The following is a 14,502-nucleotide window of genomic DNA, read 5'->3' as shown; positions in this document are numbered from 1 at the left end:
GGCCTGCTGCGCGATGTCGTAGCCCAGGCGAGCGCTGAAGGCCAGGATGTCGCCGCTGGTGTCGCCTTTTTCCCCGCGCTCGTTGGCGCCCAGGTCGAATTTGCGCTTGAGGTTGTCGTAGTCCAGGTGCCCGGCGGTAGCCGCCGCGTCGGCCCACCAGCGGTTTTGCTGGTACTGGACGAAGGCGGTGCCCAGGTAGGTGTTGAGCTTGTAGTCCGAATCGTTGCTGCCCGCTTCGAGCTTCTGCCGATAGGCGCCGGCCAGCACGCCCACTCGCCAGGCCTCGTCGAGCCGGTAGCTGCCGCCGATGTTCAGGTTGAAGCCGTTGCCGTCGGCACTGGCGCCGCTGCGCTGGCTGTCGAAGTCCTGGTGCTGGCCACCCGCGGCGACAATCGCCCGCCATTGACCCACGCCCTGCCAGTTTTCCCAATCGGCCTGCCATTGGTTGCGCAGCTCATCCTGATGGGCGCGCAGGGTGCCCTGGGCCATTTCCGGGAGCAGGGTTATTTCCCAGGGCGCTGCCAGCAGGGAGTACGCGTAATCGGCGATCAGCCGCTGGCCGGCTTCGGTGGGGTGGACCCCGTCGTTGTAGATCAGCTTGCTCGGGTCCGGTGTGGCGCTGTGAAGGCCGTAGCGGGCGTTTTCCGTGCAGCTTCTGCCGCTGAAGCAGGTAGCGATAAGGTTCTGGTCGGTGGCCAGGCCGAACTGCGCCGGATTGGCGAAGGTTTCCTTCAAGAGCACGGGAATATTGAGGGGAATGACTTGCGCATCGACTGTCCGCAATTGCCGCACCAACTCGCTGTTGAACTGGGCGCTGAGCTGGGAAGTGAACCCTTGCAACGGGCTGCCGTTGATTGCCGGGGTCAGGCCGATATCCGGCAGCAGCCAGACCATGATGTAACGGGCGCCAGCCTGTTGCAGGGCTTGCACGCTGTCGACCAGGCGACCGGCCGCGGCGTTGGCCTGGTCGAGGCTGGTGACGCGGCCCTGGAGGAAGTCGTTGCCGCCGCCCGTCAGGTAGTACAGGGCGTTCGGGTCGGCGCGCAAATGGTTGGCCACCAGATAACCCGGGCGGCTACGCTCGCCGGCGATCGAGGTGGTGGTAATCGAATCGAGAATCTGGTCGGTGCGATAACGGCCGACCGCCCAGTTGTTGCCGTCTGGCAGGCCTTCGCTGGCGCGGGTGGCCGAGGTCGAGGCGGCGAGCTGGTCCTCGGAGAACCCCAGTTTGGCGCCGAGCAATTGCGTTGCGTTGGCGGAATAGACTTCACCGCTGCCATCCAGGTAGACCGGGCCGGTGCGGTTGGTAGCCCGCAGGGTGGCTCCCGCAGGACCGCCTGGATCGGCGAATTGCCCGGCATCGCTGAGGCTGTCGCCGAAGACGATGAAGTTGGAATAGGGAGAGGCAATCGCTTGAGCGCAGGCCAACGATAAAAGCGTACTGGCGAGTGGTACGAACAACGTCTTTTTGATCATGAACAAGTCCATTCTATATGTTGTTGTAAAGAACGAGTCGGCATTACCAAAGACTTTCGCGAGGGGTTGTCACAGCCCATTGCCGGGCCTTTTGCATAGCATTTTTTTCGGTTGAATGACGATAGCGGCTCAAGGGCACGACTCGGCGATAGCGAGCCTTGTACCGTCCGCTCGGTTCCCCCTCGAAAACCTTGCCGACTCGAGCTGCCACAATGCCCGATCCCGATCTCGCGAAACATGCGGGGATGGAGATTCAGATTGTTCTGAAGGGCCCCTAGACGGTAGTCGAACCCGCCGACGAATGACGACGAATAAGCGCGCCCTCTGAATTTTCTTGTCGCACACCAGCAGGCGCTGCGGCTCGCCCTTGGCCTTGAGGGCAACCAGGACGAAGGTGGCAGCCGGCTCTGGCTCGGCCTGCGTCGCGGGCGCGAACGGGCACTGGCAGGGTCCCGGCAGGAACTGCTTTTGCCCTATGCTTGGCATCCACCTCCCGACTGAGGACACCGAGATGCCCACCTCCGAGACTGCCCTTCTGCACAGCTGGCAGCACAACGCCCAGGCCTGGATCGAGGCCATCCGTGGCGGCGCCATCGAAAGCCGCGTCGAGGTCACCGACCAGGCGATCCTACTGGCCGTGCTAGGCCGTCAGCCCGAACGTGTGCTCGACCTGGGTTGCGGCGAAGGCTGGCTGTTGCGGGCCCTGGCGCAACGGGGCATCGAGGCGGTCGGGGTGGATGGCGATGCAACCCTGGTCGAGGCCGCGCGCGCCGCAGGCTCGGCAACGGTGCATGTGGCCAGCTATGCCGCGCTGGTGGAAGCGCAGGTGGACATCGGCCGCGACTACGAGCTGATCTGCGCCAACTTCGCCCTGCTGCACCAGGACATCATCCCACTGCTGGCCGCCATGCACGCCCTGCTCGCCCCCGGCGGCGCGCTGGCGATCCAGACCCTGCATCCGTGGAGCGCGGCGGCCGGCGACTATCAGGACGGCTGGCGCGAAGAGACCTTCGCCGGCTTCAAGGGCCAGTGGCAGCCCATGCCGTGGTACTTCCGCACCCTGTCCAGCTGGCTGAATGCCCTGGACATGGCCGGCTTCCAGCTGGCCAGCCTGCAGGAACCGCAGCACCCGCAAAGCCCGGTGCCGCAGTCGTTGCTGCTGGTGGCCGAACGGCGTGGGTAAGAGGTTGGCGCGGCGTAGCGGTTGCAGGCCAACAGTCAGAGTCGCAAGTGCGGTAAACGGCTAGACCCCTTATCTAGATCGGGAGAACAAATCGGCGCTCGTCTCCCGCCTTGCCGTCTTCTGCGGATGGCTCAAGCAAGAACCCGCAGCGCTCCACCACCTTGGTCGAGCCGAGATTTTCCTTGTAGACATAAGCCACCAGTTGCGTCAGGTGCCAGCGCGTCCGCGCTTGCTGGATCAGATGCCGCAGCGCCTGTGTCGCAAGCCCCTGGCCGCAAGCGCTTTGGGCAATCCGATAGCCGACTTCGGCGGAGCCCTGCGCACTATCGATGTTTTTCAGGTTGGCGCGGCCGATGATGGTTCCGCTGCAATCCTCGATCACCAAGGGGTGCCAGGTGCCAGCCGCGAAACCGGCCAGGTAGCCCTCGATATGCTCGGCGACACCCTGCACCGAATAAAAAGCAGGGGCGCGCGCCTTGATATGGGATTCGAACCACTCACGGTTCCGGGTTTCGAAAGCCAGCAGCGCTTGCGTATCCGTACTGCGTAGCTCGCGCACTTTGAACGACTGCATGCACACCTCTCCTTTTTCTCATGGGTAACTGCACGGGCTTGCCTATCTGTCCGCATTCGGCCCGACTCGCCATACATCCTACTTGAGCCATTTTTTGCGTAACCACGCAGGACTCCGCCCTGCTCCAGACCGCGTCATCTGTAGCACTGATTCGGCTACTCGTCGGCTATCGCCACTGGGGCCGTTCCTGCGGGAACTTCAGGTGACTGGCCAGGTCGATAGCAGCCCCTTCATCGGTCATGACGGGACAGTGAACACACCCCGGCCGAACAGCGCTGAAGGCCTGTTTTACGAGCGTGCCGTCGATGATCAACCGAGTCTGCCCCCTGATGCCAACCAAGCGTTTTCTGCCGGGTCTGATCCTGGCGCTCTGCGCAGTCGCGTCGCATTGTCCGGTTGCGGCCGAGCGCAAAGCCTCTCAGCAAAGTAACACCGCATCAACAACCCTGATTGAATCCGCCTCGCAGCAGTATGCAGATGGCCAGTTGGACCAGGCCGCTGCCACGCTGGAGCGTGCCCTGCATATCCAGCCGAACAATCCCGCGACCCTGCACTACCTCGGCGTGTTGCGTCTTCAGCAGGGGCAGTATCAGCAGGCTGAGGCGCTGGCGACGCGCTCCAACATGCGGGTCGGTCGCAACCTCGCGTTACGCAATCGCAACCTCCAATTGATCCAGGCGGCGCAGAAGGCCCAGACGTCGAATAACCCACCCAACACCGATGAGCGTCTGGTTGCCGTAAGGGAGGGCCTGGAAGAAGAGGTTAAAAGGCGCCGTGCAGCAGAAATTGTCGCCGCCGAGCAGCCCACTCAGGACACTGAGCGCCGCACTGAAACCTTCACCCGCGAGGCGGCGGAGAGCGCCGCGAACTGGCCAACGGATGACAGGCCAAGCCCCGAAGGGCAACTGCGAATGACGTCCGCCGAGCCAGCCTCCACCTACGACGAGATTGAGATTCCCCGTGGCCATCGGCCGCCTCCGGGTAAATGTCGAATCTGGTTTCCCGATCGCCCGCCGGGGCATCAGCCCAAGCCCGGCAAATGCAAGAAACTGCGCGATCGGGTTCCGCCCGGAGCTTATCTGGTGCGGGGTTGAGTGTCCGAGCGCGCTTCTGGGCGCTCTCTGCCGATCATGCATAACACAGGAAAACCGGGGGCGCCTCACACCTCAGCCCTCGCCTCCCAAGGCGTCAGCTTCAACCGTCTCCAGGGCCAGGGCTTCGAGCAGCACCTGCTCCAGCATGGCAAAAAAACATTTGATGTGAGCCTGCTTCAAGGCCTGTGGCCGGGTCACCAGATAGACCTCCATATCGGGAAGCTGGAGCTCCGGGAACAACTCGATCAGGTCCTGCGCCAGCACACGCGGCAGCACGGCTACCCCCAGGCCTCGCTTCACCGCGTCCAACTGCAGGGCGAACGAGTTCACGCTGATCTGTGCGCGCTCCAGGCCGGCGGCCTTGGCCACCCGCACTTGCGGCAACATGTCCAGCGGCGGCAGCAGGCCGATATTGACTGCCGTAGCCGGCGTCACCTGTGGAAAGCGCCGCAGATAACCCGCATCGGCGAAGACCCCGTAAACGAGCCGGCCTATGGGTCGGTAAATCAGCGACGGCTCGCCCAGGTGCGCGGTACGCACTGCAATGTCGGCCACGCCACGGACGATCTTGTGAAAGTCGGCGGCCACCAGCAACTCCACCGTGCAACGCGGGTGAAGCGCGGTGAAGCGACTCGCCGCCTCCAGCACGCACGACGCAAAGCCCTCCCCCGCACTGACCAGGACACTGCCCGACAGCTCGGTGTCCAGCGCGGACCGGCCGGCAACGGTTTGCCGCCTCAAGCCCGCTTCCGCCGCCAGGGCCACTTCCACCAGGGACTGGCCCCGCGAGGTCAACCAGCACCCCTCGACGCCGCGCTCGACGAGCGGCTCGCCCAGGGCGCTCTCAAGCTGGGTCAACCGGCGGGACACGGTAGACGCGGCGATCCCCAGCAACTGGCCCGCCTGCAAAAAACTGCCACGCCGCGAGACCGCCAACAGCAGGCGAAGATCGTCCCAATTCGCTTCCGACACCATGCTTCATCGCCTCCCTGGTTTGCAGATTTGCAAAGCCATTATGCAGGAGTCGCTGTTTTTCGAGAGGGGGTCTCGACGGTATATCTACAGGCCCTGGAAACGAATGGAATGGACTGTATGCCGATTGGCCCCAACGACTATGCGCAACACGCCGCCAATGCCTTCAATCGCCGTGATGTGGAGGCGATGCTGGCGCTGGTGAGCGAAGACTTCACCTACCTCGATGGCGCGGGGATACAAGTGGGTCGCGAAGCCATGCGCCAACGAGAAATCGCGTTGTTCGAAGCCTTCCCCGATGCCCACGTGATCCTCAGCCCGTTCGCCGTCGGCGTCGATCGCCTGGCGCTGACGGCCATGCTCAGCGGCACCTTCGCCGCGCCCCTGGTGCTGCCGGGCCGGGTGATTCCCCCCCATGGGCGCTTTATTGCCGTGTACTACGCCGCGCACTTCACCTTCAAGGACGGCTTGGCCATCCATGAAGAGGTGTTCTTCGACAGTACGGTGTTGCTGCCGTCAGCCGAACCGAGCGAGGGTTGAGCCATGCGTCGTGCATTCGTGACCGGTGCCACCGGTCTGCTGGGCAACAACCTGGTGCGGGAATTGGTCGCGCGAGGCTGTACGGTCAAGGCCCTGGTGCGCTCGAGGGCCAAGGGTGAACAGCAGTTCAATAACCTGCCCGGCGTGGAGCTGGTCGTGGGCGACATGGGCGATGTCGAGGCCTTCGCCGCGGCCCTGCAAGGCTGCGATACGCTGTTTCATACCGCGGCGTTCTTTCGCGACAACTACCAGGGCGGCAGCCACTGGCAGGAACTCGAGAAGATCAACGTCATCGGCACCCAGGAGCTGATCGCCCAGGCCTACCGCGCCGGTATCCGCCGCTTCATCCATACGTCCTCGATTGCCGTGCTCGACGGCGCGCCGGGCACCTCCATCGATGAAACCTGCCTGCGCGCCGACGCCAACGCCGATGACTACTACCGCAGCAAGATCCTCGCCGACCGAGCCATCCTGGCGTTCCTCGAGACCCATCCCGAGATGCAGGCCTGCATGGTCCTGCCGGGCTGGATGTGGGGCCCCGGCGACCTCGGCCCGACCTCCTCGGGGCAGTTGGTCAACGATGTCCTGCGCGGCAAGTTGCCCGGGCTGATCCCCGGCAGCTTTTCCGTCGTCGATGCCCGCGATGTGGCCCTGGCGCAGATTGCCGCGGCCAGGCACGGGCGCAGCGGTGAACGCTATCTGGCGGCGGGCCGGCATATGACCATGGCCGAACTGGTGCCTGTGCTCGGGCGTATCGCCGGGGTCAAGACACCTACGCGCCACGTGCCGCTCCCCCTGCTCTACACCCTGGCGGCCGTGCAGGAGCTCTACGCGCGCCTGACCGGCAGGCCCATCCTGCTGAGCATGGCCACCCTGCGCCTGCTGGTACGGGAGAAGGACCGCACCCGCTTCAACCACCGCAAGAGCGAAGAAGAACTGGGCCTGACCTTCCGGGCACTGGAGCTGACAATCGCCGACACCGTGGCGTGGTACCGCGACCGCAACTGGTTTAAAACCCAGCGCGCAAGACACACCCGCGTCATGGCCGAAGACTGACTTTTGCAGATGGCGTGACCGTCGCGCCCGCAAAGCCGCTGGTCTCGCCTTGCATTGCTGCGGTTTCGTGCTGGCATCAGAGCGATTTCTCGAACGCCCGAAACCGCACTTCGCGTACCCTCTCCACAAGCTCCTCAAGGACGTAAAAGACTGTGTACAGGGAAATCATCCTGATGCGCCACGGCCAGCCAAAGCTGGCCGCCACCGACAAACTGTCCGCACTCGATATGCAGGACTGGATCGAACAATACAATCGCAGCGAAATCACCCAACAACCCGTCCCGGAGGCCAGCCTGCAACTCGCCGCAACCGCCAGGGTGATTGTCTCAAGCAACGCACCGCGGGCGCTGACCTCTGTCCAGGCGCTTGGCCTGAAACCCACCCTGGTCGACGCGCTTTTCGCTGAAGCGCAACTGCCCTACGGACGCTGGAAACGACCACGGCTGTCGCCGTTTACCTGGGCATTTATCCTTCGGGTCCTGTGGTTGTGCGGCTACTCACCCAGCGTCGAATCCGCCGCCACCGCAAAGGCCCGCGCCAACACCGCCGCGCAACGCCTTCAGGTCCTCGCCAGCGATGGACCGGTTCTGCTGTTGGGTCATGGCTTTATGAATCGACTGATCGCCAGACAACTGGAAGCAGAGGGATGGACTCGCCAAGCACCTAATGGCGGCAGCCGGTATTGGAGTGCGACGGTGTATCGATATGGTGGGGTTTAGGTGGTGGCCGTTGAGCGACAGAGCTGGCGTCCGTGATCCCGTGCCAAATACCGCGCAGCTTTCACCGTCAGCCAACTGAACGCACGGCGTGATTGACATACACTTTCCTTTTTCGCACCCCATGACTCGTTATGTGACACCAAGCGATGCTCTCCGCAACTTTTGATCTACCGTCGAAGTCCGCCTCCTTGACTGGACTACCCCTTCCCACGCGTCTTGGCCACGACATATCACGTGACGCTAATACTCAGCAGATCAGCTACGCTTGCCACATGCATCTCATCCACCATGAATCGTTAGTGGCAGCCAAACACTTAAGCAGCAAGATCTGCATCTAAGGGAAACGGACGTCATGAATACTGATAACGCTTTCGATGCATTTAAAAAAATCAAAAAATTTGCCGAAGAACACCATGACCAAATCATCACGGAGCAAGATGCTCGTTTTCAACTGATCGACCGATTTCTAGTGGAGGTTCTAAGATGGCCTAGAGAATCCATTCACACCGAGCCCTTTCTTGATGAAGGTAGAATTGATTACTTACTTCGGCACGGAGATCGAAATAAATTCGTTGTAGAGGCCAAGCGTACAGCTGCATCACTATTAGAAACAAAGCAAAACAAACTGGACTACTTCAAATTCAACGGACCTGCAACAAAGTCCGCAACCCCCGTGTTAAGGCAAGCAGAAAATTATTGTATGGACGTTGGTGTTCAATTTTGCGCCGCGACCAATGGGCTCGAGTGGATTGGGCATTGGGCTATCCGAGGTGATGGGCGATCTAAAACTGATTACAAGATCGCAGCATTCCCCTCACTAGCAGCTATCGAGTCCGATTTCCTGCAGTTCTACGAACTATTTTCGGCCGAGGCCGTTACCAAAGAGCTGTTCAAAATCTATTTCAATGAACATGAGGGCACCTCCATTAATCAGGCAGAAGATCTGTACACCGTGAAGAGCGACAGATCTTCCTTCATGCTCAAATCAAACATTTCCCGAGATATCGAAAAAGTATTCACAAAATTCTTCACATCAATGTCCGGTGAAGACGACTCGGAGATGCTGATCAACTGCTTTGTAGAGAGTAAGGAGAGTAAAGAAACCGATGTCAGTTTGCAGAAAATTGCAAAAAACATCATCGACGGTATTTTATACATCGACAACAATCCAAACTATGGTCTCGAGGCAGACATCCGAGACGCTGTAGCTACAGAGAAAGGAGACTTCGCGCTGATCATCGGAAATAAGGGCGCCGGAAAATCCACTTATATTGATAGATTCTTCCGATTAAAGCTAGAGAGCGAGCTACGCTCGAAGTGCCTGGTATTGAAGGTTGACCTTCGATTGTCTCCGAATGACACAAATACAGTCACTTATTGGCTAGACAAAAAGCTATCTGAACTTTGCGAAAAAGTACTCTTCCCCAATGAGCCGGTCTACGATGATCTTCAAGGAGTGTACTTCAGAGAGTACATGCGATGGTCTAAAGGTGAGATGAAGGCCTTGTACGAGACCGACAAGAACCAATTCAAGATAGAGTTCGGAAAATTTGTAAACCACCAACGCATACATGAAACCGGCTTGTATCTAGCCAATCTACTTTGGCATGCAGTGGGAGCTCGCAGCCTGATGCCCTGCTTGATCTTCGATAATGCTGACCACTTTCCTCGCGAGTTCCAAGAGTCTGTTTTTCAGTACGCCCAATCACTTTACCGCTCCATCAAGACTTGCTTCATCATCTGCCCAGTTACAGATAGAACCATCTGGCAGCTTTCCAAGCACGGACCATTTCAGTCTTATCAGTACAAAGCTTTCTATCTCCCAACCCCCTCGACTAAGGAAATCCTGCAAAAGCGAGCCACCTTTCTTCAGTCAAAAATCAGCAACACTGAAACACTTCCAGATCAATACTTTCTAGCGAAAGGTATTCGTGTTAGCGTTCAGGATCTCAACGCTTTTGTAGCATGCATTGAGTCTATATTTATTGAAACAGACTATATATCCAGACTGATCAGTTCGCTTTGTAACCATGACATTCGCAGAAGCCTAGAACTCACAAAAAAGACGCTGACCTCACCTCATGTTGCGATTGATGACTTGGTCAGGACATATTTATCTCAATCGGGCCGAATTAGAATTGCGCCACAGAGAATTAAGAAAGCCATATTCCTAGGTGATTATTCACAGTTCTCGCAAGACGATCACGCTTTCATAGTAAACCTTTATGCAATCCACTCAGATCATATTTCCACCCCTCTAGCTCGCCTTTCCATTCTCCAAGCATTGAAACAGCGATACTTCCAGACTGAAGATGCCGAATCAAAATACATAGAGGTCAACCTGCTGATGAGCTATCTCGAGCCAATTGGCATCCCAAGGAAAGTGATAAAGCGTCACCTGGAAGTACTTTTCACTTATCGGCTTGTAGAGCCTTATGACCCGACAAGCGAATTACTAGAGGAAAATACCAAAGTCAAAATTAGCCCGTCGGGACTAATACATATTGAGCTCGGTTCCGATGACAAGACTTACATCGAACATGTTGGCCTAGCAACGCCGATCCGCAGTAGTGAGAGCCTGGGGGTTTTACGCGAGCTATTTCAAGCTAAAAAGCTTGAGCGAGAGGACTGGGATAGAATTTCAGCAACATTTGTCAGCTATCTCATGGCACAAGATGAAATATTTTGTCCGACGGCCAATAACCTTCCCGGCCAAGATCTTATACGTGCCACACTGCGACGACATATGCGCTAACCCCAATAAAATTTAGTCATACCACAGTCGCCGAAGCCTGGCGGCGTCTCGAAAATTCCAAATGATCACCATGGCGAAAAGAAAGACCATCTAGCTCAGGTCTAGCCAAATCATGGGGGGACTTTTAGACCATTGTTCTAACATAAGAAAACTGATTCAAGCTCCTACGCAGCTTGAGTCTGCTTTGGGTCGGTTAGCGACCACCACGCACCGTGACTGATCCACCCTTGTCCTCCCTCAACGTGGAGGACAAACCATGAAGATCATTGCTACATATAGTCATCAGCCTTGGAACAAGGGAAAGCTAGTCGGACAGAAAACCCCGCTCCGAGTCAGAGATATCTGGGCCATTCGGGTAAGACTCGCTCCGGCGAACCAAGGCATCGCTGATCTATCGCAGGACGAAGAACCTGAGAGCTGTGCAACTCCTGCTTGGTCATACGAAGCTTGAAAGCACTGTCAGATACCCTGGGTATCGAGATCAATGATGCCCTAGAAATGGCTGAACAGACGGAGGTGTAATTCCGCTGCGATGGTCGTAACTAAACTGTCGCCAATAGCTGCCAGTGAGGTGAACCGGACGGACTAACCGAATTGTAAGCGCTCCATAAACCCCACCTGCACATGAAGCGCCGATTCAAGGATGCTGGGCTCCTATTTCTCGCTCGGTTCGACCGATCCGCCGGACGGTCTGTTAGTCGTTACGTGTCTGTTCAAGCCGCTTATCAAGCTCGCTTGGCGTCGAGTGAAGCGTCAACCAGACGGCCCGCAGAATGTTGATCGCGGCCATGTTCAGGTGTTGTTCGGCGGCGTGCAGGGCCAGTTCGGCTGCCAGGCGCTTGTCGGCAGCACTGAGGTGCGCCGTTTTGTGGGTCATGTCCGCATCGACGTTGGCCAACAGCCTCTGGAGTTCCTGCACCGCCTGATCCGATGCCTGCCGCATGTCCGCCAGCAGGCGGCGAGCTTCGGCAGGCGTCATGGCCAAGGCGCGGACGCTGCGAAAAGTCAGGCGGGCGGGCAAGGTGGCCAAACTGAAACCCGTTGAAATTAACTTACCAATCATGCGAACAACTCCTGTAAACGAGTGCTTCAGCAGCGTATCAGAGTAAATCGCAAAAAAATGTCTGCTCATCGCTTGCCAGAATCAACTCTCCGCCTCTTTTTGGCATCAAGCGTCTGATCGCCGTCAGAACCCTCGAACGATGCGCCTATAAGCACTTTGGAGTCGGATTCAGACAGCCTTGGCAAAGGTGTTGCACCTAGCCGATGTCCAACTTCTTCAATCGAGCCAGGCCTTGTTTGATATGACCGGCGTTTTCACCCATGGTCCACTGTGCACACGGACATTTCCGCCCACTTCCTGTGTCCCTTGCTCCTCAATCAGCAGGGTCAACTCCATAATGGCCGCCTCTAAGGCCTACTGATTTTCGAACAGCACTTTCCAGTACATCCGACAGTGAATAATCGCTTGGCATGGTGTCGATTACTTTCGAGAAAGCTCAAGCATAGCAGCGACAGTGCCCCCAATTGGAACCTGCAATAGGTTGATTGGAGTATGGTCAATTGATGAAGCTGTCACCGGCTACTTTCGACCTAAAGCTGACGGTGGCGACAGGCAGAGTCCGGCCATTAGCTGCCAGCAATCGGCCAATAGCGGACTGTGAACACGGTGATGGCAAATGAGTGGTGTCCAGAATGATGGTCTCAACTCTAGAAAGCAGCAGGTCTCGTCGTCATCCATACCACACATCAGAGTGGTTAGAATCTTAATGCAGCCGCCGCTTTGCGTTCGGCTGCATCACTTGGCTAGTACTAGTTGATACCAAGAATACCTCGATATGATGGATGAACCTCCCAAATGCAATCTGTATAATCCAATGAGGGATCAGTTAACAGTTCTGGGCGCTCATCAAAATCGACGAAACTAGGAGGGCTACCGGGATTTGGTGTTTCTCTAAGAAGGACAAAACCGATTCGGTATAAAAGCTGTGCAATTTGCAGCGGCCTAATGTAATTCTCACTATCAATTTTGCCAATACCATCAACCCCAACACGTTCTACAAAACCATTTTTAATTTTATTTAGAAGCTGCTCCGTAGTATATCTTTTCTGCCCCTTGGAAAATGTTTCAACCAGCTTTTGCAGCTCTCCAAATTGGTGAGAGTGCTCTTTATATATATCATTTACCCTAAGCCGACCGAAGTCACTCAGAATCTGATTAACGTCTTGAATTCCCGCACGTTTCATCTCACGGTCAGCAGCTGCTTCAGCGGACAACCGACACAATTGACTCATCCATCTTGGGCGTTTTGCACCTAAAATGCGGATAGGTGTAAAAGGGGATACTTTGCTCCCAGACCAGCGAAGCCTTTTCATAAACACAAGGGATATTAATCTCTCCCTATCAACTGCTCGTTCAACACTCCAATATTTTGTTATCTTATTTGAGTGATACCTATTCAAGTAAGATAATATCTTATTGGAAATAATTTTTTCCAGCTCTGTTCTGCTCCAATTAATATCGATTGCGTACTGCTCGCACTTATCGAGATCTTCGTTATATCTAATGGTTGTCCAGACATCCGTTCTAACACTTGCTCGTATGTTCAGACCTTTAATGTCTCGAGCCAGTGCTCTGCAAGCAGAGAAAAAACTAGACACTCTTGCTTTCTGAATTTCATCAGCCGAAAAAGTTGAATCTACGTCATCAACAAACAACCAGATATCAGCGTCTTTTTTTTCTGCCATGTAACGTTCAAGTAAAACACTAGGATCTTTAGCCGTAGGCGTGATAATCTCTATAGGTATTTTCTTGCTTTTAATTCTGCCCAACAAAGAACCAATAAGATTTTTTCCTTTATAACCCACCAATTCTGACGCCTCAACTAGCGCCATTTGATCATCAGTCCAAGCAAAACCTATTTTACTTCCAAGCTCATGATTGATCCTGGCTGACAATGACTTCTTCCACTCATTCTGTAGTTTAAGATGATCTCGACTTTCAAAGTTACCAAAACTTAGCAAGTCGGCTCCAGTAACTGAGATCACAATCGCGTTTCGATCTGTCTTAGATACGTCAAATGCAAGCTTGGATAGAAGCGAAGATTTCCCCATTCCTTTTCTTGCTCGAACTATTCCAAAACTACGACTAAGGGAAAGAAACTTATTAAATTTCTCCTTCGTTATGAAGTATGAAGAAAGCACCTCTGGATCTTCATCTTCACCAGCCTCATTGCCAAAAAGATTTTCATCATAAAAATCTAGATCCACAGAGAAATCTGATTTTTCCTGAGCCTCAACCATTATATATCCTTATTTCTAGGGTCTAGGGTGTAAGCATTTTCTAAATGCTTTGCGAACTATTAACTTCACAGCATCACTGGGGCAAAAAATAGCGATATAGGCTCAATTTCAAACACGAGGTTTTCATTGCTAGATTACTAGCAGTCTACAACGCCGAATCCACTCATCCTTTTGTTACCCGCTAGAATGACGGACACAATGTTACCAAGAATTGAGCAATAGACTTTGCACGCCCATTGCTCTTTCTAAGTGTCGTATTCGACGAGGCTGATACCATTTTGCTGAAAATACTGGCGAATCTGCTGGTCTAGCTGCACCATTTTCGGCGGATATATGTTGGCTCGTTTTGACAACACGCACTATGTCGTAGCTAACGCTTTTGTAGGAGTCAACTTTGCTCAAGAGCAGTTCAGCGTTGTCTTTGTCCTTCGACCTATTTCCAAGATGGATGCGCCTGCTCTCATTCACCCACCTGTAAATTTCTGCAGAATAGAACAGCAGCAGAGAGGCTATCAGAGAGAGGGTGAGTCTGGTCATACGGTCAGCTTCCATTCAGGGGTGCATGCAGGCTGTCCCAAACGCCCAGTTTCAGACCATGAGGAGCCCCTAATGACGTTAAAACGCCGTGCAATGAATAGTAGCCAATGGATGGCACCTACGATACCCCCGTGCTAAACAGCCCAGACCTTCCTCAAGTCTAGGTTTTGTATGAAAAGTGAGTTGTCCTGAGTTTTTGGCGCTCGATGACCGCTTCTGGCCGGTTGCGGCCCTTCGCAAATGATTGCTTCGAGGGTATTTGCCGTCTCTCATTAGAAACCGCAGACGTTCAA

General features: G+C 55.5%; 12 protein-coding genes and 2 pseudogenes. 7 read left to right on the top strand and 7 right to left on the bottom strand.

The window, feature by feature from the left end:
* Window positions 1-1,476, bottom strand: a 1,476-nt coding sequence (locus DK261_RS07205; protein ID WP_110175470.1) for an autotransporter domain-containing SGNH/GDSL hydrolase family protein, incomplete at its 3' end; no start/stop codon positions are given.
* Window positions 1,477-1,987: 511 nt separating this feature from the next.
* Between DK261_RS07205 and DK261_RS07200 the strand changes: the two genes are divergently transcribed.
* Complete coding sequence (locus DK261_RS07200) at window positions 1,988-2,659, top strand: bifunctional 2-polyprenyl-6-hydroxyphenol methylase/3-demethylubiquinol 3-O-methyltransferase UbiG (protein WP_009049492.1); 672 nt, start codon at window positions 1,988-1,990, stop codon at window positions 2,657-2,659.
* A 73-nt stretch (window positions 2,660-2,732) separates the two neighbouring features.
* Here the strand turns inward: DK261_RS07200 and DK261_RS07195 are convergent, their stop codons facing one another.
* Window positions 2,733-3,233: a GNAT family N-acetyltransferase gene (locus tag DK261_RS07195; RefSeq protein WP_028682334.1), complete on the bottom strand. Its 501-nt coding sequence runs from the start codon at window positions 3,231-3,233 to the stop codon at window positions 2,733-2,735.
* A 329-nt stretch (window positions 3,234-3,562) separates the two neighbouring features.
* Between DK261_RS07195 and DK261_RS07190 the strand changes: the two genes are divergently transcribed.
* Entirely contained in the window at window positions 3,563-4,327 is a 765-nt protein-coding gene (locus DK261_RS07190; protein ID WP_110175493.1) for a tetratricopeptide repeat protein, read from the top strand.
* A gap of 72 nt (window positions 4,328-4,399) precedes the next feature.
* Here the strand turns inward: DK261_RS07190 and DK261_RS07185 are convergent, their stop codons facing one another.
* Entirely contained in the window at window positions 4,400-5,302 is a 903-nt protein-coding gene (locus tag DK261_RS07185; RefSeq protein WP_110175469.1) for a LysR family transcriptional regulator, read from the bottom strand.
* A 117-nt stretch (window positions 5,303-5,419) separates the two neighbouring features.
* Here DK261_RS07185 and DK261_RS07180 point away from each other — a divergent pair, with 117 nt between their 5' ends.
* From DK261_RS07180 to DK261_RS33330, 5 genes and pseudogenes are all read left to right on the top strand, one after another.
* Window positions 5,420-5,839 carry an ester cyclase gene (locus tag DK261_RS07180; protein ID WP_016704050.1) on the top strand — a complete coding sequence of 140 codons (420 nt, stop codon included), beginning with the start codon at window positions 5,420-5,422 and terminating at the stop codon, window positions 5,837-5,839.
* A 3-nt stretch (window positions 5,840-5,842) separates the two neighbouring features.
* Window positions 5,843-6,895: an SDR family oxidoreductase gene (locus DK261_RS07175; protein ID WP_110175468.1), complete on the top strand. Its 1,053-nt coding sequence runs from the start codon at window positions 5,843-5,845 to the stop codon at window positions 6,893-6,895.
* 173 nt (window positions 6,896-7,068) lie between these two features.
* Window positions 7,069-7,614: a histidine phosphatase family protein gene (locus DK261_RS07170; protein WP_177411704.1), complete on the top strand. Its 546-nt coding sequence runs from the start codon at window positions 7,069-7,071 to the stop codon at window positions 7,612-7,614.
* Window positions 7,615-7,966: 352 nt separating this feature from the next.
* Window positions 7,967-10,369, top strand: a complete 2,403-nt coding sequence (locus DK261_RS07165) for an AAA family ATPase (RefSeq protein ID WP_146218509.1) — start codon at window positions 7,967-7,969, stop codon at window positions 10,367-10,369.
* Between the two features lie 256 nt (window positions 10,370-10,625).
* Window positions 10,626-10,891: pseudogene (locus DK261_RS33330) on the top strand (hypothetical protein).
* Window positions 10,892-11,063: 172 nt separating this feature from the next.
* Here the strand turns inward: DK261_RS33330 and DK261_RS07155 are convergent.
* The 4 genes and pseudogenes from DK261_RS07155 to DK261_RS07145 all read right to left on the bottom strand — a co-directional run bounded on the left by DK261_RS07155 (window position 11,064) and on the right by DK261_RS07145 (window position 14,209).
* Entirely contained in the window at window positions 11,064-11,432 is a 369-nt protein-coding gene (locus DK261_RS07155; protein WP_041989394.1) for a hypothetical protein, read from the bottom strand.
* Window positions 11,433-11,628: 196 nt separating this feature from the next.
* Window positions 11,629-11,844: pseudogene (locus DK261_RS33485) on the bottom strand (hypothetical protein).
* A 337-nt stretch (window positions 11,845-12,181) separates the two neighbouring features.
* On the bottom strand, window positions 12,182-13,672 hold the full coding sequence (locus DK261_RS32815; protein WP_124355752.1) for a P-loop ATPase, Sll1717 family: 1,491 nt from the start codon (window positions 13,670-13,672) through the stop codon (window positions 12,182-12,184).
* A 201-nt stretch (window positions 13,673-13,873) separates the two neighbouring features.
* Window positions 13,874-14,209 (bottom strand): hypothetical protein, encoded by a 336-nt coding sequence (locus DK261_RS07145; protein ID WP_256597554.1) that lies wholly within the window; start codon window positions 14,207-14,209, stop codon window positions 13,874-13,876.
* Window positions 14,210-14,502 lie beyond the last annotated feature (293 nt).

The sequence above is a fragment of the Pseudomonas sp. RW409 genome (genome assembly GCF_003184125.1).
In the GTDB taxonomy this organism is placed as follows: Bacteria; Pseudomonadota; Gammaproteobacteria; order Pseudomonadales; family Pseudomonadaceae; genus Aquipseudomonas; species Aquipseudomonas chlororaphis_I.
This window is presented reverse-complemented; position numbering and strand designations above follow the sequence as displayed.